The organism is Blastococcus litoris (assembly GCF_003075095.1).
GTDB lineage: Bacteria > Actinomycetota > Actinomycetes > Mycobacteriales > Geodermatophilaceae > Blastococcus_B > Blastococcus_B litoris.
Window position 1 is genome coordinate 16,589 of record NZ_QCZF01000009.1, and the last position, 19,712, is coordinate 36,300.

General features: G+C 75.3%; 18 protein-coding genes. 17 read left to right on the forward strand and 1 reads right to left on the reverse strand.

Translation table 11 applies throughout. The features are described 5' to 3' along the window. Positions 1-2: 2 nt before the first annotated feature. Entirely contained in the window at positions 3-986 is a 984-nt protein-coding gene (locus tag DCS98_RS17950) for an AAA family ATPase (RefSeq protein WP_116452766.1), read from the reverse strand. A gap of 270 nt (positions 987-1,256) precedes the next feature. On the opposite strand from DCS98_RS17950, the gene mraZ reads away from it, so the two are divergent. From mraZ to DCS98_RS18035, 17 genes are all read left to right on the forward strand, one after another. Next, positions 1,257-1,691, forward strand: a complete 435-nt coding sequence (mraZ, locus tag DCS98_RS17955; protein ID WP_116452767.1) for a division/cell wall cluster transcriptional repressor MraZ — start codon at positions 1,257-1,259, stop codon at positions 1,689-1,691. A gap of 287 nt (positions 1,692-1,978) precedes the next feature. Beyond that, positions 1,979-2,968 carry a 16S rRNA (cytosine(1402)-N(4))-methyltransferase RsmH gene (rsmH, locus tag DCS98_RS17960; RefSeq protein WP_116452768.1) on the forward strand — a complete coding sequence of 330 codons (990 nt, stop codon included), beginning with the start codon at positions 1,979-1,981 and terminating at the stop codon, positions 2,966-2,968. Beyond that, on the forward strand, positions 2,965-3,447 hold the full coding sequence (gene ftsL, locus DCS98_RS17965) for a cell division protein FtsL (RefSeq protein ID WP_164704641.1): 483 nt from the start codon (positions 2,965-2,967) through the stop codon (positions 3,445-3,447). The genes rsmH and ftsL overlap by 4 nt, the downstream gene beginning before the upstream one ends. A 3-nt stretch (positions 3,448-3,450) precedes the next feature. Further along, positions 3,451-5,274, forward strand: a complete 1,824-nt coding sequence (locus DCS98_RS17970) for a peptidoglycan D,D-transpeptidase FtsI family protein (protein ID WP_116452770.1) — start codon at positions 3,451-3,453, stop codon at positions 5,272-5,274. A 101-nt stretch (positions 5,275-5,375) separates the two neighbouring features. Beyond that, positions 5,376-6,896 (forward strand): UDP-N-acetylmuramoyl-L-alanyl-D-glutamate--2,6-diaminopimelate ligase, encoded by a 1,521-nt coding sequence (locus tag DCS98_RS17975; RefSeq protein WP_116452771.1) that lies wholly within the window; start codon positions 5,376-5,378, stop codon positions 6,894-6,896. Continuing rightward, positions 6,893-8,302 carry a UDP-N-acetylmuramoyl-tripeptide--D-alanyl-D-alanine ligase gene (locus tag DCS98_RS17980; RefSeq protein ID WP_116452772.1) on the forward strand — a complete coding sequence of 470 codons (1,410 nt, stop codon included), beginning with the start codon at positions 6,893-6,895 and terminating at the stop codon, positions 8,300-8,302. The genes DCS98_RS17975 and DCS98_RS17980 overlap by 4 nt, the downstream gene beginning before the upstream one ends. Then, positions 8,299-9,378, forward strand: a complete 1,080-nt coding sequence (gene mraY, locus DCS98_RS17985) for a phospho-N-acetylmuramoyl-pentapeptide-transferase (RefSeq protein ID WP_116452773.1) — start codon at positions 8,299-8,301, stop codon at positions 9,376-9,378. Before DCS98_RS17980 ends, mraY begins: the two co-directional genes overlap by 4 nt. A 112-nt stretch (positions 9,379-9,490) precedes the next feature. Then, positions 9,491-11,029, forward strand: coding sequence for a putative lipid II flippase FtsW (gene ftsW / locus DCS98_RS17990; protein WP_241038303.1), 1,539 nt, complete (start codon positions 9,491-9,493; stop codon positions 11,027-11,029). Further along, positions 11,026-12,138, forward strand: a complete 1,113-nt coding sequence (gene murG / locus DCS98_RS17995) for an undecaprenyldiphospho-muramoylpentapeptide beta-N-acetylglucosaminyltransferase (RefSeq protein ID WP_116452774.1) — start codon at positions 11,026-11,028, stop codon at positions 12,136-12,138. The genes ftsW and murG overlap by 4 nt, the downstream gene beginning before the upstream one ends. Continuing rightward, a complete protein-coding gene (gene murC, locus DCS98_RS18000; protein ID WP_116452775.1) occupies positions 12,135-13,601 on the forward strand; it encodes a UDP-N-acetylmuramate--L-alanine ligase in 1,467 nt (488 codons plus the stop codon). The genes murG and murC overlap by 4 nt, the downstream gene beginning before the upstream one ends. After that, positions 13,598-14,449, forward strand: coding sequence for a cell division protein FtsQ/DivIB (locus DCS98_RS18005; RefSeq protein ID WP_116452776.1), 852 nt, complete (start codon positions 13,598-13,600; stop codon positions 14,447-14,449). Before murC ends, DCS98_RS18005 begins: the two co-directional genes overlap by 4 nt. A gap of 385 nt (positions 14,450-14,834) precedes the next feature. After that, complete coding sequence (gene ftsZ / locus DCS98_RS18010; protein ID WP_116452777.1) at positions 14,835-16,154, forward strand: cell division protein FtsZ; 1,320 nt, start codon at positions 14,835-14,837, stop codon at positions 16,152-16,154. A 23-nt stretch (positions 16,155-16,177) separates the two neighbouring features. After that, a complete protein-coding gene (pgeF, locus tag DCS98_RS18015; RefSeq protein ID WP_206340329.1) occupies positions 16,178-16,918 on the forward strand; it encodes a peptidoglycan editing factor PgeF in 741 nt (246 codons plus the stop codon). 62 nt (positions 16,919-16,980) lie between these two features. After that, positions 16,981-17,715: a YggS family pyridoxal phosphate-dependent enzyme gene (locus tag DCS98_RS18020; protein ID WP_116452778.1), complete on the forward strand. Its 735-nt coding sequence runs from the start codon at positions 16,981-16,983 to the stop codon at positions 17,713-17,715. Between the two features lie 91 nt (positions 17,716-17,806). After that, positions 17,807-18,499, forward strand: a complete 693-nt coding sequence (locus tag DCS98_RS23950) for a cell division protein SepF (protein WP_277394626.1) — start codon at positions 17,807-17,809, stop codon at positions 18,497-18,499. A 66-nt stretch (positions 18,500-18,565) separates the two neighbouring features. Beyond that, positions 18,566-18,865, forward strand: a complete 300-nt coding sequence (locus DCS98_RS18030) for a YggT family protein (protein WP_116452780.1) — start codon at positions 18,566-18,568, stop codon at positions 18,863-18,865. 100 nt (positions 18,866-18,965) lie between these two features. Next, entirely contained in the window at positions 18,966-19,688 is a 723-nt protein-coding gene (locus DCS98_RS18035) for a DivIVA domain-containing protein (protein ID WP_116452781.1), read from the forward strand. The last annotated feature ends 24 nt before the right edge of the window (positions 19,689-19,712 follow it).

Here is a 19,712-nt window from a genome sequence, read left to right on the forward strand (position 1 = left end):
GCTCAGCGCCCGCGGGGGACCGGGACGGTGGACAGCAGCTCGGCCACCACCTGCTCGGTGCTGCGCCGGCCCAGGGCCGCGTCCGCGGTCAGCAGGAGCCGGTGCGCCAGGACGGGGGCGGCCAGCTGCTGGACGTCGTCGGGGAGCACGTGGTCGCGCCCCGCGAGGGCGGCCGACGCCCGTGCCGCCCGGAGCAGCTGGAGGCCGGCGCGCGGCGAGGCGCCCAGGCGCAGGTGCGGCGACCGCCGGGTGGCCTCGACCAGGCCGACGACGTAGCGCCGCACCGCGTCGGAGACGTACAGGGTGCCCACCGCCTCGACGAGGTCGCGCACGGTGGCGGCGTCGGCGACGGGGGAGAGGGAGGTCAGCGGGTCGGCGGTCGCCCGTTCGTCGAGCATCGCCAGCTCCGCCTCGCGGCCCGGGTAGCCCATCGAGACCCGCGCGGTGAACCGGTCGCGCTGCGCCTCGGGCAGGGGGTAGGTGCCCTCCATCTCGAGCGGGTTCTGGGTGGCCATCACCATGAACGGCCGGGCCAGCTCGTAGCTGACGCCGTCGACGGTGACCTGGCGCTCCTCCATGCACTCGAGCAGGGCGGACTGGGTCTTGGGGGAGGCGCGGTTGATCTCGTCGGCCACCACGATGTTGGCGAAGATCGCACCGGGCTTGAACTCGAAGGCCCGCGATTCCTGGTCGTAGACCGCGACGCCCGTGACGTCGCTGGGCAGCAGGTCGGGCGTGAACTGGATCCGCCGCACCGTGGCGTCGACCGAGGCGGCGAGCGCCTTGGCCAGCGTCGTCTTGCCCACGCCCGGCACGTCCTCGATGAGCAGGTGCCCCTCTGCCAGCAGGACCACCAGGGCCAGCCGCACCACGTCGTCCTTGCCCTGGACCACCCGGCCGATGTTGGCCGCGATCCCGGCCCCTACCTCCGCGATGTCGAGCGACGGACCGGCCGCTCCGCCAGCGGTGCGTGTCGCCTCCGTCACCTCTCCACCGTACGTGGCGGAACGGCCCTGTGACCGTTCCTGCCCACGGCGTCCCACCGGGCCCCACCGGATGGCGCCCCACCGGCCCGTGACCTGCGCGCTCGCCCCTCCGGCGGCAGGTGCGGGGAGCGGTGGGGGGAGCAGGTCACGACACGGCGTCGAGTGGTGTCGAGTGGGGGCTGGTGGGTTACTGTGTCGCCCGGTGGGGAGGCAGGGGCCGGCCAGGGGTCGCTGCGGAGCCAGTGGAGGACAGATGCGGGAGGTGATCCGGTGTTCGTCGGCAGCTATCCGCTGCGGCTCGACGAGAAGGGCCGGCTCGCCCTCCCCGTCCGGTTCCGCGACCAGGTGGCCGACGGCATGGTGATCAAGAAGGGCCAGGAGCGCTGCGTCTACGGCCTGACCATGGCCCGGGTCGCCGAGCAGAGCGCCGCGATGGCCGCGATGGCCCCCTCCGACACCGCCCGGGCGCGCATGGCCGCCCGCATGAGCTTCGGGTCGATGGTCGAGATCGAGCCCGACAAGACCGGCCGCATCACGATCCCCGCGAGCCTCCGCGAGTACGCCGGGCTGGACCGCGACGTCGTCGTCGTCGGTGTCGACACCCGCTTCGAGATCTGGGACGCCGCCAACTGGGAGGCCTACGTGGCCGAGCTGGAGGCGGCCTACGCCGACCTGGAGAGCGAGGGGATGCCGACGCTGTCGTGATCCCGGGAACGCCTCCACCCGCCGACGGGCCTGCGAGGACACCTCCCGTTCGAGCCGCCTTCCCCGCGGCTCGACCGGCCCGGGCCCCAGCCGCCTTCCCCGCGGCTCGGTCCCTCGTCCTCAGCACGTCGCCCCGAGCGGGCGGGCGGACCACCCCGCCCCACGGTCCCCACTCCGCCCCACCATCCCCACCCCGCCCCACCGGAACCGCTGCGTCCCACCCCCGGGCCCGGCAGCGCAGCACCATTCCGGGAAGCAAGCCCGGATCCCCTCGGAAGGCAGTCACGATGAGCAGCACGGATGCTGCGGCGCCGGAACCCGCGCGCCCCGTCCACGTGCCCGTGCTGCTCGAGCGGGTCACCGAGCTCCTCGGTCCCGCCTGCGCCGCCGACGGCGCCGTGCTCGTCGACGCCACCCTGGGCCTGGCAGGCCACTCGCTGGCGATGCTCGACGCCCACCCCGGCCTCCGGCTGATCGGCCTGGACCGCGATCCCGACGCCCGCGCCGAGGCCGCCCGCCGCATCGAGGCCGCCGGCCACTCCGACCGCGTCACCCTCGTCCCCGCCGTCTTCGACGAGCTGCCCGACGTCCTCGAGCGCCTCGGCATCGACGAGGTCCAGGGCGTCCTCTTCGACCTCGGCGTCTCCTCGCTGCAGCTCGACCGCCCCGACCGCGGCTTCAGCTACTCCGCCGACGCCCCGCTGGACATGCGGATGACGCCGGGCACCGGCCGCACCGCCGCCGACGTCGTCAACACCTACTCGCCGAAGGAGCTCGCCCGCGTCCTGCGCGTCTACGGCGAGGAGCGCTTCGCCTCGCGCATCGCCGCCGCCATCGACCGCGAGCGCGCCCGCGAGCCCTTCACCAGCACCGGCCGGCTCGCCGACCTGGTCCGCGAGGCCATCCCCGCGGCCACCCGCCGCACGGGCGGGCACCCGGCGAAGCGGACGTTCCAGGCCCTGCGCATCGAGGTCAACGACGAGCTGGGCGTCCTGGAGCGGGCGCTGCCCGCCGCGATCGAGGCCCTCGCCGTCGGCGGCCGCGTCGTCGTCATCACCTTCCACTCCCTGGAGGACCGGATCGTCAAGCAGGCGCTCGCCGCCGACGCCGTCGACCGGACCCCCCCGGAGTTCCCCATGCCCGTGCCCGAGCTGGGGCCGGTGCTGCGCCTGCTGACCCGCGGCGGCGAGGCCCCCTCCGAGGCCGAGCTCGCCGTCAACCCCCGGGCCGCGTCCGCGCGCGTCCGTGCCGCCGAACGCATCCGGAGGGCCGCATGACCCGCGCCACCGCCCGAGTTCCCGCGAGCCCGCGCGTAACCGCCCGCCCCGCACCGCGGTCCGCACCGCGTCCCGAGCTGCGCCTGGTGACGGCGGCCCCCGCCGCGCGCTCCCGTGGCCGGCGTGCCCCGCGGGCGCTGCGCCACCCGCGGGCGCCGTTCGTCCTGCTCGTCGTGGCGATGCTCGTGGGCACCACGCTGGGTCTGCTGATCCTCAACACCGCGATCGCCGTCGACTCGCTCAAGGCCACGCAGCTGCGCGCGGACAACGCTGCCCGCGCCCAGGAGGTGCAGCGGCTCGAGCAGCAGGTGGTCAGCGGCGCGACCCCGGCCCAGATCGCCGCCGCGGCCGTCGCCGCCGGCCTGGTCCCGGCCGGACCGGCCGCCTACCTCGTGATCGACCCCGACGGCGGGTCCGTGCTGCGCGGGACGCCGGAGCCCGCCGGCACCGACGGCGAGGCCGCCCAGGGCGGGAACTGACCGGTGCCTCCTCCTCCGCGCGGCAGCGGCCCCCGGCCCACCGGCCGGCCGGGCCCCTTCACCCCCCGGCGGGCTCCCGGCAGCCGGCGCAGCGGCGTCGGCCTGTCGGTCGGCCAGCGCGCCGTGCGCAACCAGTGGGGCCTGGCGTTCATGGTCCTGCTGCTGGTCCTCGTCGTCGGCCGGCTGGCGATCCTCCAGGGCGTCGACGGCGCGGCCTACGCCAACGCCGCCGAGCAGGACCGGCTCCGCACCTTCTCGGTCGCGGCGCTGCGCGGCGCCGTCCTCGACCGGGACGGCAACCCCTTCGCCTACACCGTCGACGCCTCGAAGGTGGTCGCCGACCCCGAGGTCGTCGAGGACCCCGAGCGCACGGCCCTGGCGCTGACCACGCTGCTGGGCACGCCCGTGCCCGAGCTCACCGAGAAGTTGTCGGCGGACAGCCGCTACGTCGTCCTGGCGACGCAGGTGCCGCCGGAGACCTCGGACGCCATCGAGGCGCTGGAGCTGTTCGGGATCTTCCTCGAGGACGACCCGGTCCGGCTGTACCCGGCCGGTGCCGTCGGCGGGCAGGTCGTCGGCTTCGTGGGTCGCGACGGCGAGGGCCTGGCCGGGATCGAGCGGACCTTCCAGGACGAGCTGGCCGGCACGCCGGGCACCCGCCGCGTCGAGGTCGGCAGCGGCGGCAACCCCATCCCGTCGGGCATCGACGAGTCCACGCCGGCCACCGACGGCGACTCGGTGACCCTCACCCTGGACCAGGACCTGCAGTACGTCACCGAGCAGCGGCTGGCCGAGGCCTGCGCCGACGGCGCGACGACGCGGGCCTCGGCCGTGGTGCTCGACGTCCGCACCGGCGAGGTCGCGGCCATGGGGTCCTGCCCCGGGTACGACCCCGGCAACTACTCGCAGACCGACCCGGACCTGCTCGGCAACCCGGTCGTCTCCGACGTCTTCGAGCCCGGCTCGGTCATGAAGGCGGTGACCATGTCGGCCGCGCTCGAGGAGGGCGTCGCCGACCCGGACACCGTCCTCTCGGTCAACGGGCACATCGAGGCCGGCGACAAGGTCGTCACCGACGCGCACGACCACGCGCCGATCGACTGGACCGTCACCGGGATCCTCGCGAAGTCCAGCAACGTCGGCACGATCATGCTGGCCCGCGAGGTCGGGGACGAGAAGCTCGAGCACTACCTCCGGGCGTTCGGCATCGGCGACACCAGCGGCATCGAGCTGCCGGGGGAGAGCGCCGGCATCCTGCAGGACTCCGACGACTGGAGCGGCATCCGCGCCGCCAACGTCGCGATCGGGCAGGGCGTGTCGGTGACGACGCTGCAGATGGCCTCGGTCTACCAGGCCATCGCCAACGACGGCGTGCGGATCCCCCCGCGCATCGTGGACTCGGTCACCGGCCCCGACGGCCGGGTGGCCGAGACCCCGGAGCCCGAGGGCACCCGCGTCATCAGCGAGGCCACGGCCCACGAGATGGCCTACATGCTGGAGGCCGTCGTCGGGCCCGACGGCACCGCGCCGCGGGGCCAGATCGAGGGCTTCCGCGTGGCGGGCAAGACCGGCACCGCGCAGCGGGCCAACCCGGAGTGCAACTGCTACGCCGGCGGCGGCTACGTGACGACCTTCGTCGGCTTCGCGCCGGCCGACGACCCGCAGTACGTCATCGCGGTCGACCTCGAGCGCCCGACCAGCGAGGCGGAGGGTGGCCAGGTCGCGGCGCCCGTGTTCGCCGACATCATGCGGTTCGCGCTGACGGCCGACGGCGTCGTCCCCTCCGGCGCCGCGCGGCCGGACTTCGTCATCACTCCCACCCCCTGAGCCCCACCGTCCCCGCAGGCCGCGGCGGTCGCCGTCTCCGACGGGGCGCGGCGGCCCTGCTGTGCGGGCCACCCGGTCTCCCGCCGGTAGATTGGAGCCCCGTGACCCCGGCCCACCCCGTGACGCTGGCCGACCTGGCCGATCTCGTCGGCGTCCCCGCGACCGGGACCGCGGAGGGCACGGCCGTCACCGGCGTCACCCTCGCCTCCGGCGAGGTCCGGCCCGGTGACCTGTACGCCGCCCTGCCGGGCGCGCGCACCCACGGCGCGCGGTTCGCCGTCGACGCCGCCGGGCGCGGTGCGGTCGCCGTCCTCACCGACCCCACCGGCCTGGACACCGCGCGCGGGACCGGGCTGCCGGTGTGCGTGGTCGACGACCCGCGGGCGGTCCTCGGCCGCGTCGCCGACCGCGTCTACGGCGAGCCCAGCCGGGCCCTGGCCGTCATCGGCATCACCGGCACCAACGGCAAGACGACGACGGCCTACCTGGTCGAGGCGGGGCTGGCCGCCGCCGGGCTGGGCACCGGGCTGATCGGCACCGTGCAGACCCGCACCCGCGGCCGCGCCGCGGACGGCACGCCGACCGAGACGGCGTTCCCGAGCGTGCGCACCACGCCCGAGGCGCCGGCCCTGCACGGGCTGCTCGCCACGATGGCCTCCTCCGGGGTGTCGGCCGTGGTCATGGAGGTCTCCAGCCACGCGCTGGTGCTGGGCCGCGTCGGCGGCGTGCGGTTCGCCGCCGCCGGGTTCACCAACCTCGGTCGCGACCACCTGGACTTCCACGAGACCCTCGAGGAGTACTTCCGGGCGAAGGCGCTGCTCTTCGACGGGCGGGCCGCCCGCGAGGTGGTCACCGTCGACGACGACGCGGGCCGCCGCCTGGCCGCCCAGCGCCCGGACGCCGCCACCGTCTCGATCACCGGCGCGGGGGACTGGACGGCGACCGACGTGGCGCCGGCCGCCGACGGGGGATCGACCTTCACGCTCACCGCTCCGGACGGCCGCACCCTGCCCGGGCGGTTGCGGCTGCCGGGGCTGTTCAACGTGGCCAACGCCGTCCTCGCCGTGGCCCTGCTGGACGCCGTGGGCGTCGCGGTGGAGGACGCGCTCAGCGGCATCGCCGCCACCGTCGTCCCGGGCCGGATGGAGCCGGTGGAGGCCGGCCAGCCGTTCGTGGCCGTCGTCGACTACGCGCACACGCCGGACGCCGTCACCACGGCGCTGGACGCCCTGCGGGGACCGACCACGGGGCGGCTGATCACCGTGCTCGGCTGCGGCGGCGACCGCGACCCCGGCAAGCGGGCGGCGATGGGCGCGGCCGCCGCGGCCGGCAGCGACGTCCTCGTGGTCACCGACGACAACCCGCGGTCGGAGGACCCTGCGCTGATCCGCGCCGCGATGCTCGCCGGGGTGCAGGACGTGCCCGCCGACCGCCGGGCCGAGGTGCACGAGGTGGCCGGCCGCCGCGACGCCCTCGCGGTGGCGGTGGGGCTGGCCCGCCCGGGGGACACGCTGCTGGTCGCCGGCAAGGGGCACGAGACCGGCCAGGAGGTCGCCGGCACGGTGCACCCCTTCGACGACCGGGACGTGCTCCGCGAGGTGCTGGCGGGGGCGCGGGCATGATCGAGCTCTCGCTGGCCGAGGTGGCCGAGCTGACCGGTGGCCGGCTGACCGGCCGGCCTGACGTCCGCGTGACCGGCCGGGTCACCCTCGACTCGCGCACCGTGGGCGCCGGCGACCTGTTCGTCGCCGTCCCGGGGGAGCGCGTCGACGGGCACGACTTCCTCGGTGCGGCCGCCGCTGCCGGCGCGGTCGCGGCGCTGGCCACCCGGACCGACGACGCCCTGCCGACGGTGGTCGTCCACGACCCGGTCGAGGCCCTCGGCCGGCTCGCCACCGGCGTGCACACCCGCCTGGTCGAGGGCGGCCTGGTGACGCTCGGCATCACCGGCTCCTCGGGCAAGACCTCCACCAAGGACCTGCTGGGCCAGGTGCTGGCCACGGCCGGGCCGACGGTCAGCCCGCCCGGGTCGTACAACAACGACATCGGCCTGCCCCTCACCGTGCTCGACGCCGACGCCTCCACCCGCTACCTCGTCCTGGAGATGGGCGCCCGCGGCGTGGGGCACATCGCCCGGCTGTGCCGCGTTGCCCGGCCGCGCATCGGCGTGGTGCTCAACGTCGGGTCGGCCCACCTGGGCGAGTTCGGCAGTCCCGAGGGCACGGCGCAGGCCAAGGGCGAGCTCGTGGAGGCGCTGCCGGCCGACGGCACCGCCGTCCTCAACGCCGACGATGCGCGGGTGATCGGCATGGCCCCGCGCACCGCGGCGACGGTCGTCACCACCGGGCTCGGCGACGACGCCGACGTGCGCGCGGCCGACGTCAGCCTCGACGACGCCGCCCGGCCCCGCTTCGCCCTCGTCGCGGCGGGGGAGGAGCACCCCGTCGCGCTCCAGGTCGTCGGGCAGCACCAGGTCGCCAACGCGCTGTCGGCCGCCGGCGCGGCCATCGCCGCGGGCATGGCCCCGGCCGACGTCGCCGCCGCGCTGTCGGCCGCCACCGCCCGGAGCCGCTGGCGCATGGAGGTCGACCGGCGGGCCGACGGCGTGACCGTGGTGAACGACGCCTACAACGCCAACCCCGAGTCGATGCGCGCCGCACTGGCCGCGCTCACCGGGATGCCCGCAACCCGCCGGATCGCCGTCCTCGGCGCCATGGGCGAGCTGGGGCCCGGAGCCCCGGCCGAGCACGAGCGGCTGGGCCGGGACGCGGCCGCCGCGGGCGTCGACCTGGTCGTCGCCGTGGGCGCCGATGCGGTAGGCATAGCCGAAGGCGCGGCCGCCGCTGGCCGCCGCGCAGGAGAGGAGTCGGTGCACGTGCCGGACCGGGCCGCTGCCCGCGAGCTGCTGTCGGAGGTGCTCCGTCCCGGGGACGTCGTCCTCGTGAAGGCCAGCCGCGCCTACGGGCTCGAGCTGCTCGCCGCCGACCTCCTGACCGCCGACCTCCCGACGGGTGGGACCGGCGCATGAGGTCGGTCCTGATCGCGGCCGGGTTCAGCCTGATCATCTCGATCCTGCTCACCCCGCTGGCCATCCGCGCCTTCCGCAGGCAGGGGCTCGGCCAGGAGATCCGCGACGACGGCCCCGAGAGCCACCTGTCCAAGAAGGGCACGCCCACGATGGGCGGCACGGTGATCGTCGGCGCGACGGTCGGCGGCTACGTGATGGCGCACCTGTTCCTCAGCGACCAGGACAACTGGGGCTTCACCGCCAGTGGCCTGATGCTGCTGTTCCTGATGGTCGGCATGGGCACGGTCGGGTTCCTCGACGACTACCTCAAGATCCGGCACCGGCGCAGCCTCGGGCTGAACAAGACCGCGAAGCTCGTCGGGCAGCTGGTGGTGGGCGTCGCCTTCGCCGTGCTGGCCATCAACTTCCCCGACGGCCGCGGCGTCACGCCGGCGTCCACGGTCGTCTCCTACGTCCGTGACATCGCCCCGTTCGCGCTCGGCTCGATCGCGTTCGTGATCCTCGCCTACCTGTTCATCGCGGGGTTCTCCAACGCGGTCAACCTCACCGACGGCCTCGACGGGCTGGCCGCGGGCGCCTCGGCGATGGTGTTCGCCTCCTACGTCTTCATCTCCTTCTGGCAGTTCACCCACGACTGCGCCAACGAGCTGATCGAGGGCTGCTACACGGTCCGCGACCCGCTCGACGTCACGCTGGTGGCCGCCGCGGGCCTGGGCGCCTGCCTCGGGTTCCTGTGGTGGAACACCAGCCCGGCCCGCATCTTCATGGGCGACACCGGTTCCCTCGCCCTCGGTGGCCTGCTGTCGGGGCTGGCGATCGTCACCCGGACGGAGCTGCTGCTGGTCGTCCTGGGTGGCCTCTTCGTCGCGGTGACCCTGTCGGTGGTCATCCAGGTGGCCTTCTTCCGCGCCACCCGCCGGCGGGTGTTCCGGATGGCGCCGCTGCACCACCACTTCGAGCTCGCCGGCTGGACGGAGAACACCGTCATCGTGCGCTTCTGGCTGGTGACGGCGATGGCCGTGGCGTTCGGGATCGGCCTGTTCTACGCCGACTGGCTCAGCTTCGTCGGGCTGTGAGCGGCCCGCACCCGGCCCTCTTCTCCCCGCGACACGCGCGGGGGTTCGCGGGGACCTCGAGTCACACCCGTCACGATGGGCCCATGCGTCGCGACGGGTCGGGTGGTCCCCGATGACCACCAGCACCCGTCCGCGCGCCGCGGGCGGCGAGCGCACCGCCGCCCGGGACCGCGCCACGCCCACCCGCCACGAGCGCGAGCCGCGCTTCCGCGGCCCGGCCTGGCTCGACGGGCCCATGACCAGCTCCCACCTGGTGCTGGGCTCCGCCGGCCTGCTGCTGGCCATCGGCCTGGTCATGGTCTTCTCCGCCTCCGCCATCGAGGCCGCCCTCGCCGACGAGCCGGCCTGGGCGCCCGGGGTGAAGCAGGTGGCGCTGGCCTGCGTCGGCCTGGTGGCCATGTTCGCCGCCCTGCGGATGCCCGTCGGGTTCATCCGGCGCTGGGCGCCGATCGCCCTGCTGGCCAGCTTCGGGCTGCTGCTCGTCGTCCTGATCCCCGGCATCGGGGCCGAGCTCAACGGCGCCCGCCAGTGGATCGACCTCGGCGTCACCTACTTCCAGCCCTCCGAGCTGGCCAAGCTGGTCTTCGCCCTGTGGGGCGCCCACGTCCTCGCCCTGCGCGAGCGGTACCTGACGACGACGTCGCTGCTCGTCCCGGTGCTGCCGGTGTTCGGCATCCTCTCGCTGCTGCTCATCGCCGAGCCCGACTTCGGCGCGGTGGTGAGCCTCGGCCTGGTGCTGGTCGGCCTGCTCTGGGGCGGGGGCATGCCGCTGCGCTGGTTCGGGTGGTTCGCCGTCGCCGCCGCCGTCGTCCTGACCGCGATGGTGAAGCTGGCGCCCTACCGCATGGCACGCATCACCGCGTTCATGGACCCGTTCGCCGACCCGACCGACGGCGGCTTCCAGGCCATCCGGGGCATGTACGCGCTGGCCACCGGTGGGTTCTGGGGCGTCGGGCTGGGCAACAGCGCCATGAAGTGGAACCTGCTGCCGCACGCGGAGTCCGACTACATCTTCGCGATCATCGGCGAGGAGCTCGGGTTCCTCGGCTGCCTGGTCGTCGTGGCCCTCTACGGCGTCCTCGCCTGGGCGGGCTTCCGCATCGCCCGCCGGTCCGCCGACCGGTTCGTGCAGCTGGCCAGCGTGGCGATCACCGTCTGGCTGGTCGGCCAGGCCGCCATGAACATGGGCTACGTCGTGGGGCTGCTGCCGGTCACCGGCGTGCAGCTGCCCCTCATCTCGGCCGGCGGGACGTCGCTCGTGCTCACCCTCTTCATCGTCGGCCTGCTCGCCCGCTTCGCCCGCGCGGAGCCCGCCGCCATCGAGTTCCAGCGCCGGCAGGAGCGCAGCCGGGTGGCCCGGTTCCTGCTGCCCGTGCCGGCCGCCGCCGTCGACCCGGTGCGGCCCCGCCGCCGGCCGGAGGACCACCAGCCCGCGCGCTCGGTGGGCGGGCCCGGCCGCACCGTCGTGCACACGCGGTCCGGTCCTCCGCGCCGGCTGCCTCCCCGCGACGTCCGGCCCGCAGCCGTCCCCGGCCGGGACGAGCCGAGGTCCCGCGTGGTGACCCCGCGCGAGCGCCGTCCCGCCGGCCCGGGCGGCGGTCGCCGGCTGCCCCCCTCCGGAGCCCCCCGGCGGCCGGGAGGTCCGCGATGAGCGACCTGTCGAGCGTCGTCCTCGCCGGGGGCGGCACCGCCGGGCACATCGAGCCGATGCTGGCCCTGGCCGACGCGCTGCGCCGCCGCGACGCCGATCTGCGCATCACCTGCCTGGGCACGGCTCGCGGCATGGAGACGCGGCTGGTCCCGGCCCGCGGGTACGACCTCCGGCTGATCCCGCCGGTGCCGCTGCCGCGCAAGCCGACCGTCGACCTGCTGCGGGTGCCGGGCCGCGTCCGCCGGGCGGTCGCGGACACCCGCGCGCTGCTCGACGAGCTGGCCGCCGACGTCGTCGTCGGCTTCGGCGGCTACGTCGCCCTGCCGGCCTACCTGGCCGCCCGCCGTGCGCGGATACCGGTGGTGGTCCACGAGCAGAACGCCCTGCCGGGGCTGGCCAACCGGATCGGTGCGCGGCTGGCCGCGCGCGTGGGCGTGACCGCGCCCGGCACGCCGCTGCGCGGCGCCGAGCACGTCGGCATGCCCCTCCGGCGGGCCATCGCCGGTCTCGACCGGTCCGCGCTGCGCGCCGGCGCACGGGCCGAGCTCGGCCTGGACGCCGACCGGCCCACGCTGCTGGTCTTCGGCGGCTCGCAGGGGGCGCAGACGCTGAACCGGGCCGCCGTCGCGGCGGCCGACGCGCTCACCGCGGCCGGCGTGCAGGTCCTGCACGCGCGCGGGCCGAAGAACACGCACGTGACCGTCCCGGCCCGCCCGTCGGGTAGTGCCCCCTACGTGCTCGTCGACTACCTGGACCGCATGGACCTCGCCTACGCCGCCGCCGACTTCGCCCTGTGCCGCTCGGGGGCGGTGACCGTCGCCGAGCTCTCGGCCGTCGGGCTGCCGGCCGCCTTCGTGCCGCTGCCCATCGGCAACGGCGAGCAGCGGCGCAACGCGCTGCCGGTCGTGGAGGCCGGCGGTGGGCTGCTGGTCGAGGACGCCGAGCTGGACGCCGATTGGATCACCACCCACCTGGTGCCCCTGTTGAGCGACCCGGACGCCCTCGCCGGCTACGCGCGGCACGCCGCCGCCGCCGGGGTGCCCGACGCCGACGAGCGGCTGGCCGACCTGGTCGCCGAGGCGGCCGCGTCGCGGGGGAGCGGGCGATGAGCGCCGCCGACGTCGCCGCGTGGAACGGGCCCGTGCCCACGCCGGACGAGCTGGGCGCCGTGCACTTCGTCGGCATCGGCGGTGCGGGGATGAGCGGGATCGCGCGGATCCTGCTGGCCCGCGGCGTCCGCGTCTCGGGCAGCGACCGGCGCGACACCCCGACCCTGCTCGCGCTCCGGGCTCTCGGCGCGCGGGTGTCGGTGGGTCACGACGCGGCGAACCTCGGCGACGCCGACACGGTCGTCGTCTCCACCGCGATCCGCCCGGACAACCCCGAGCTGGCGACGGCGCGGGAGCGGGGACTGCGGGTGCTGCCGCGCGCCGTGGCCCTGGCCGCGGTGATGGCCGGGCGGCGCAGCATCGCGGTGGCGGGCACCCACGGCAAGACCTCGACCACGTCGATGCTGACCGTCGCCGTCCAGGCGTGCGGCGTCGACCCGTCGTTCGCGATCGGCGGCGACCTCAACGAGTCGGGCAGCAACGCGCACGCGGGGGAGGGCGACGTCTTCGTCGCGGAGGCCGACGAGAGCGACGGGTCCTTCCTGCTCCTGGCCCCCTACGGCGCGATCGTCACCAACGTCGAGGCCGACCACCTGGACAACTACGGCGACCTGGCCGCCGTCGAGGCCGCCTTCGACAGGTTCCTCCAGACCGTCGACCCCGCGGGCTTCGTCGTCGTCTGCGCCGACGATCCCGGCGCCGCCCGGCTGCGCGGGGTCCCCACGCCGGCCCGGCTGCGCACCTACGGGTTCGCCGAGGACGCCGACCTGCGGCTCACCGCGCTCGAGGTGGGGGGCGACGCCACCAGCTACACCGCCACGCTCGACGGCGCCGACCTGGGGCGCGTCCGGATCCGGGTGCCCGGCGAGCACATGGCGCTCAACAGCGCCGCCGCCCTGCTCGCCGGGCTCGAGCTCGGCCTGCCGGCGGCCGGGTTGATCGAGGGTCTCGGCCGCTTCGGCGGGGTGCACCGCCGGTTCGAGCTGAAGGGCGTCGTGGCCGGGGTCCGCGTCTACGACGACTACGCGCACCACCCGACCGAGGTGACCGCCCAGCTCAAGGCCGCCCGCGCCGTCGCGGGTGACGGGCGGCTCGTCGTCGCCTTCCAGCCGCACCTCTACAGCCGGACGCAGGAGTTCGCCGCCGGCTTCGGCGAGGCCCTGGGGCTGGCCGACGAGGTCGTGGTCATGGACGTGTACGGCGCCCGCGAGGACCCGGTTCCCGGGGTGACCGGCGCGATGGTCGCCGACGCGGTGCGGCTGCCGGCCGGGCGGGTGGTCTTCGAGCCCTCCTGGTCGGCCACCGCGCCGGCGCTGGCCGCCCGCGCCCGCCCCGGAGACCTGGTGATGACCATGGGCGCCGGCGACGTGTCGATGGTGGGACCCGAGGTGCTCGCCGCGCTCCGGAGCGCGGCCGCTGGTGACGCGTCGGCGCCGGACGACGCGGCGGGCCCGGACCGGTGAGCCGGTCGGGCTCGACGACGCGGGACCGGACCGCGCGGTCGCGCCGTGGGAAGGGCACCGAGCGGCCGGTCGCCGACCGGCACGCCACGCGGCGGACCACCCCCCGCCGGCCCCCCGCTCCGGTCACGTCGATCGCCGGCCGGCGCCGCGGGCGGCCGCGCGGGCGCCGTCGCCGCGCCCTGCAGCTGGGCGGTGCCCTGGCGGCGATCGCCGTCGTGGCCTGGCTGCTGCTGGCCGGCCCGGTGCTCGCCGTCCGCGCCGTGCACGTCGACGGGCTGGTCACGCTGCCGGCCGAGCAGGTGCAGGAGGCGGCCGGCATCGGGTCCGGGACGCCGCTGCTGCGGGTCGACGTGGCCGCCGCCGAGACGCGCGTGGCCCGGCTGCCGCAGGTGGCCTCGGTCGAGGTGACCCGCGACTGGCCCGACAGCGTCGTCATCACCGTGGTGGAGCGCGTCCCGGTCGCGGTCGTCGGGGAGCCCGGCAGGCGGTCGCTGGTCGACGCCGACGGCGTCCTCTTCGACATGGTCACGGGGGAGACCCCGGACGGGGTGGTGCCGCTCGAGGTGGCGGCGCCCGGCCCCGACGACCCCGCGACACGGGCCGGGATCGCGGCCATCGCCTCGCTGCCGGCCGACGTCCGGGTGCAGGTGGGCGCGGCCGCAGCGGCGAGCCCGGACGACATCACCCTGACCCTCGCCGACGGCACGGTCGTCCGGTGGGGCGACGCCTCGGAGTCGCGGGCCAAGTCGGCGGCGCTCGTGGGGCTGGTCGAGCAGATCCGGACGGGCGGGCTGGAGCCGGCCGGCACCATCGACGTCAGCACCCCCGACGCGGTCGTCCTCCGCTGAGCGCCGCCGCGCGGCGGCGGGGGAGTGCGCAGGTCACCCGGGGTGTCCCCGCGCCTGCGCACCGCGTCCGGCGACCCCGTGGACCGACACGCGGACGGGCGCGACACGCCCGACACGCAAGTTCTCTTTCCGGGTTCCCGTCCCAGGAACCTCACAGGGTCTCCACCCCGGGATGAGACGTTCGCGGGGCGGGTCGTCACAGCTAGTGGTGCTGATGTGACCAACGGGTCGCCAGTGTTCGGTGCGATCCGCTCCGACCGACACGCCGACCCCGTGAGGGTGTTTGTGCAGCCCTCTTCGCCGCACCTAACTTCGTCCTCGTCGACCGAGTTGACATAACTGTAAGGCTGAACTTGAGGATGAGGGTCCAGTTGGGGAGCGCCGCATGACACCTCCGCACAACTATCTAGCGGTCATCAAGGTCGTCGGCATCGGCGGCGGCGGGGTGAACGCGGTCAATCGCATGATCGAGGTCGGCCTCAAGGGGGTCGAGTTCATCGCGATCAACACCGACGCGCAGGCGCTGCTGATGAGCGACGCCGACGTCAAGCTCGACGTCGGACGGGAGCTCACGCGCGGTCTGGGCGCGGGTGCCCAGCCCGACGTGGGCCGCCAGGCCGCCGAGGACCACCGCGAGGAGATCGAGGAGGTCCTCAAGGGGGCCGACATGGTCTTCGTGACGGCGGGCGAGGGCGGTGGCACGGGCACCGGGGGTGCGCCGGTCGTCGCATCCATCGCGCGCAAGCTCGGCGCCCTGACCATCGGTGTGGTCACGCGCCCGTTCGCCTTCGAGGGCAAGCGGCGCGCGGTGCAGGCCGAGTCGGGCATCGAGGAGCTGCGCAACGAGTGCGACACGCTGATCGTGATCCCGAACGACCGGCTGCTGCAGCTGGGCGACCGGAACGTCAGCGTCATGGACGCCTTCCGCACCGCCGACCAGGTGCTGCTGTCCGGTGTCCAGGGCATCACCGACCTGATCACCACGCCCGGCCTGATCAACCTGGACTTCGCCGACGTCAAGTCGGTCATGTCCGGCGCGGGCTCGGCGCTGATGGGCATCGGCAGTGCGCGCGGGGACAACCGCGCGCTGCTGGCGGCGGAGCAGGCCATCGCCAGCCCGCTGCTCGAGGCCTCGATGGAGGGCGCCCACGGCGTCCTGCTGTCGATCTCGGGCGGGTCGGACCTCGGCCTCTTCGAGATCAACGAGGCGGCCTCGCTGGTGTCCGACGCCGCGCACGCCGACGCCAACATCATCTTCGGCGCCGTCATCGACGACGCCCTGGGTGACGAGGTCCGGGTGACGGTCATCGCCGCCGGCTTCGACAGCGGCCGGCCCAGCGCCCGCAAGGACGCCGGTGCCGCCGGTGTGGTCACCGGGGCGCCGGCAGGCGCTCCCGCGGCCGCACCGGCCGGCCTGCCGCCCTACCGGCGCCCGATGACCCCGGCGGCCAACCAGCCGTCGGGCGAGCGGCGGGTCGTGCCGCAGGCCGCTCAGCCGGCCGCCGCGCCGGCTCCGGCCAACGGCTCCGCTCCTGCGGCCGCCCCGGCCACCGCGGCGCCGGCCCGCCCGGCGCCCGCGGTCGCCGGTGGGGGCATCACCGTGCCCCCGCTCCCGCCGATCCCGGGTCCGGTCGCCGGCCGTCGTCCGCTGTCCAGCGAGGACTTCGAGGAAGAGCTCGACATCCCGGAGTTCCTCAAGGGCTGAGGCACGACCGTCATGCTGGACCCATGACGCGCAGCGACACACCGGCCGCTCCGACGGCGGTGCGACCCCGACGGGTCGTCACCGACCGACGGGGCGGCCGGTCCCGTTCCCCGTACGAGTCGTTCAACCTGGGCGACCACGTCGGCGACGACCCGGCTGACGTCGCGGCCAACCGCAGCCGCGTCGCCCGTGAGCTGGGCGTGCCCGAGGACCGGCTGGTCTGGATGCAGCAGGTCCACGGCACCGGTGTGGCCGTGGTCGACGGGCCGCAGGGCGCGCCGGTGGCGGGGACCGACGGGCTGGTGACGGCGACGCGCGGGCTGGTGCTCTGCGTCCTGGTCGCCGACTGCGTCCCGGTGCTGCTGGCCGACCACGAGACCGGCGTGGTCGCGGCCGTGCACGCCGGCCGAGAGGGGCTCCGCGCGGGGGTGCTGCCCGCGGCCTTGTCGGCCATGGCGAGCCTCGGGGCCCGCGCCCGGTACGTGACCGCGCTGCTGGGGCCCGCCGTGTGCGGCGCCTGCTACGAGGTGCCCGCGCAGATGCAGGCCGACGTCGCCCGCGTCGCGCCGTCGGCCGCGGTGCGCACCCGCGCCGGGACCACCGGCCTCGACCTCCGCGCCGGCGTGGCGGAGGTCCTCCGGCGGGCCGGGATCGCCGAGGTGGTCCAGGACCCGCGGTGCACGGTCGAGGACCCCACCCTGTTCTCGCACCGGCGCGATCGCGTCACCGGCCGGCAGGCCGGGATCGTGTGGCTCGACGCCTGACCGCGCCGCCGTCCCGGAGTCGATGATCAACCACGGCTGACCGCGCCTGGGAGGATCGGGGCATGGCCGGCCTGGAGGAGAACCTGCTCGCGGTGCGGGCCCGCATCTCCGACGCCGCGCGGGCGGCCGGCCGCGACCCGGCCACGGTGGCGCTCCTGGCGGTGAGCAAGACCTGGCCCGCCGCCGACGTCCGCGCGCTCGCCGCGCTGGGGCAGCACGACTTCGGCGAGAACCGGGCCCAGGAGCTCCTGCAGAAGGCGGGCGAGCTGCCCGACGTCGACCTGCGGTGGCACTTCGTCGGCCAGCTGCAGCGCAACAAGGCGGCCGCCGTGGCCCGCCTCGGGGCGGTGGTGCACTCGGTCGACCGCACGTCGCTGGCGCAGGCGCTCGGCCGCGCGGGGGAGGGGAGCGGGCGGCTGGTCGACGTCCTGCTCCAGGTCGACCTCGGTGGGCCGGAGGGGGAGCTGGGCCGTCGCGGAGGAGCCGACCCGGCGTCGGTGCCGGAGCTGGCCGACGCGGTGGCGCAGCTGCCCGGGCTGCGCCTGCGCGGTCTCATGGCCGTGGCGCCCCGCGGGGAGGAACCCCGGCCGGCGTTCGACCGCCTGGCCGCCCTCGCCGCACGCGTGCGGGAGGACCATCCCGGGGCGGTGGAGATCTCCGCGGGCATGAGCGGGGACCTCGAGGAGGCGATCGCAGCCGGCGCGACGATCGTGCGTGTCGGAACCGCGCTCTTCGGAGACCGGCCCCTACCCTGCGGGGGAGATCGAGCACACCAGCCTCACGAGTCACACCGGTAACACGGGCCACGGACGGCCCAGAGCTGCGTGCGGACGCGACACCGAGAACGCCAGCAGAGGGGGAGGTCCGATGGCCGGAGCCATGCGGAGGATGGGTATCTACCTGGGGCTCGTCGAGGACGACGACGCCCGCGCCTACGGCCGGTACGACGCCCGTCAGTCCGAGCACACCGACCACGACCGCCGGTACGGCGGTCGGTACGCCGACGACCGGTACGACGACCGCTACGACGACGAGTACGCCGGTGGCTACGCCGACGAGGACCTCGACGACGAGCCCCCCGCGGCCCGCGAGCCCGAGGCGCTGCCGGCCCGCCGGGAGCGCGCAGCCCGCCCGATCGGCCTGGCGCCCGCCGGCGCCGGTCCCTCGCGGGTCAGCGCCATGGGTGGCTCGGCCGGCGGTTCCGCGATGGGTAGCGGCCCGGTGGGCGCCACCGCGGCGAAGCTCGTCGTCCGGGAGCCGGTCGCCGTCGTGGCCGAGCCCGCCCCGGCGCCCGCACCGCAGCCCTACCGGATCACCACGCTGCACCCGCGCACCTACAACGAGGCGCGGGTCATCGGCGAGCGGTTCCGCGACGGGATGCCGGTCATCATGAACCTGACGGAGATGGACGACTCCGACGCGAAGCGGCTCGTCGACTTCGCTGCGGGTCTGTCCTTCGGACTGCGCGGTAGTATCGAGCGCGTCACGGCGAAGGTCTTCCTGCTCAGTCCGCAGAACGTCGACGTGACGGCCGAGGACAAGGCGCGGATCCGCGAAGGCGGGTTCTTCAACCAGTCCTGAGGCACGCGTGAGGGGAACCCGCGCGACTGGCAACGGCACGCGCAGTGCCCCGAACGAGCGAGGACCGTGGCTCTCTTCTGGCAGATCGTCTCGTCGGTGCTGCTCGTCTTCCTCGTCCTGCTGTTCGCGCGGTTCGTCGTCGACTGGGTGATGGTGCTGGCGCGCAGCTGGCGTCCCTCGGGCATCGTCGCCGCGGGTCTCGAGGTCGTCTACTCGACCACCGATCCGCCGCTGAAGGCGGTGCGCCGGGTCATCCCGCCCCTGAACCTGGGGTCCATCAGACTGGACCTCGGGTTTATGGTGCTGTTGATCGCCGTGTTGTTCCTCCGTGGCCTCACGACCTCACTCGCCGCCGCAGCCGCGTGACTCCTGAACCCATCCGGGCCAGGGCCGTGGAACGGGCGGCGCCCGCCGCCGCTCGTCCGAGAACGTCCCTGTTCCCGCCGTCCGACCCGAGGTGACCCCGATGCCACTCACGCCTGCCGACGTGCACAACGTCGTCTTCAAGAAGCCGCCCATCGGCAAGCGGGGCTACGACGAGGACGAGGTCGACGCCTTCCTCGACGTCGTGGAAGCCGAGCTCGCCCGCCTCATCGAGGAGAACAACGAGCTGCGTGCGGCGGTCGGCCGCGGCGGGGCCCGCGCCGAGGAGGCCCCGGTCCCGGCGCCCGCGCCGGTCGCCGCGCCCCCGCCGCCGGTCCAGCAGCCGCGCGAGGACGACAGCGCCCGCGCCTCCCGCATGCTGGCGCTGGCCACCGAGACGGCCGACCGGTACGTCAACGAGGCCAAGGCGCAGGCCGAGCAGATGCTCACCGGCGCCAAGACCAACAGCGAGCGGCTCATGACCGATGCGCGCGCCAAGAGCGAGCAGATGGTCACCGAGGCCAAGCAGCGGGCCGAGTCCATGGTCGGCGAGGCGCGCACCCGCGCCGAGACCATGGAGCGCGAGGCGCGGGCCAAGGCCGCGGCTCTCGACCAGGACGCCGAGCGCCGGCACGTCGAGGTCATGGGCAGCCTCGAGGAGAAGCGCAGCAGTCTGGAGCGCAAGATCGAGGAGCTGCGGACCTTCGAGCGCGAGTACCGCACCCGCCTGCGGTCCTACCTCGAGTCGCACCTGCGCGACCTCGACAGCCGCGGCTCCGCCGAGCCGGCGGCAGCGGGCCGGCAGAACCAGCACGCTCCCGCCTGACGCGACGCACCACCGACAGGGCCC

Bases quoted from the DNA above. Each gene is read 5' to 3' on its own strand.
- rsmH (WP_116452768.1), top strand. From the start codon at position 1,979: ATGAGCAGCACGGATGCTGCGGCGCCGGAACCCGCGCGCCCCGTCCAC.
- ftsL (WP_164704641.1), top strand. From the start codon at position 2,965: ATGACCCGCGCCACCGCCCGAGTTCCCGCGAGCCCGCGCGTAACCGCC.
- DCS98_RS17980 (WP_116452772.1), top strand. From the start codon at position 6,893: ATGATCGAGCTCTCGCTGGCCGAGGTGGCCGAGCTGACCGGTGGCCGG.
- mraY (WP_116452773.1), top strand. From the start codon at position 8,299: ATGAGGTCGGTCCTGATCGCGGCCGGGTTCAGCCTGATCATCTCGATC.
- ftsW (WP_241038303.1), top strand. From the start codon at position 9,491: ATGACCACCAGCACCCGTCCGCGCGCCGCGGGCGGCGAGCGCACCGCC.
- murG (WP_116452774.1), top strand. From the start codon at position 11,026: ATGAGCGACCTGTCGAGCGTCGTCCTCGCCGGGGGCGGCACCGCCGGG.
- murC (WP_116452775.1), top strand. From the start codon at position 12,135: ATGAGCGCCGCCGACGTCGCCGCGTGGAACGGGCCCGTGCCCACGCCG.
- ftsZ (WP_116452777.1), top strand. From the start codon at position 14,835: ATGACACCTCCGCACAACTATCTAGCGGTCATCAAGGTCGTCGGCATC.
- pgeF (WP_206340329.1), top strand. From the start codon at position 16,178: ATGACGCGCAGCGACACACCGGCCGCTCCGACGGCGGTGCGACCCCGA.
- DCS98_RS18020 (WP_116452778.1), top strand. From the start codon at position 16,981: ATGGCCGGCCTGGAGGAGAACCTGCTCGCGGTGCGGGCCCGCATCTCC.
- DCS98_RS23950 (WP_277394626.1), top strand. From the start codon at position 17,807: ATGGGTATCTACCTGGGGCTCGTCGAGGACGACGACGCCCGCGCCTAC.
- DCS98_RS18035 (WP_116452781.1), top strand. From the start codon at position 18,966: ATGCCACTCACGCCTGCCGACGTGCACAACGTCGTCTTCAAGAAGCCG.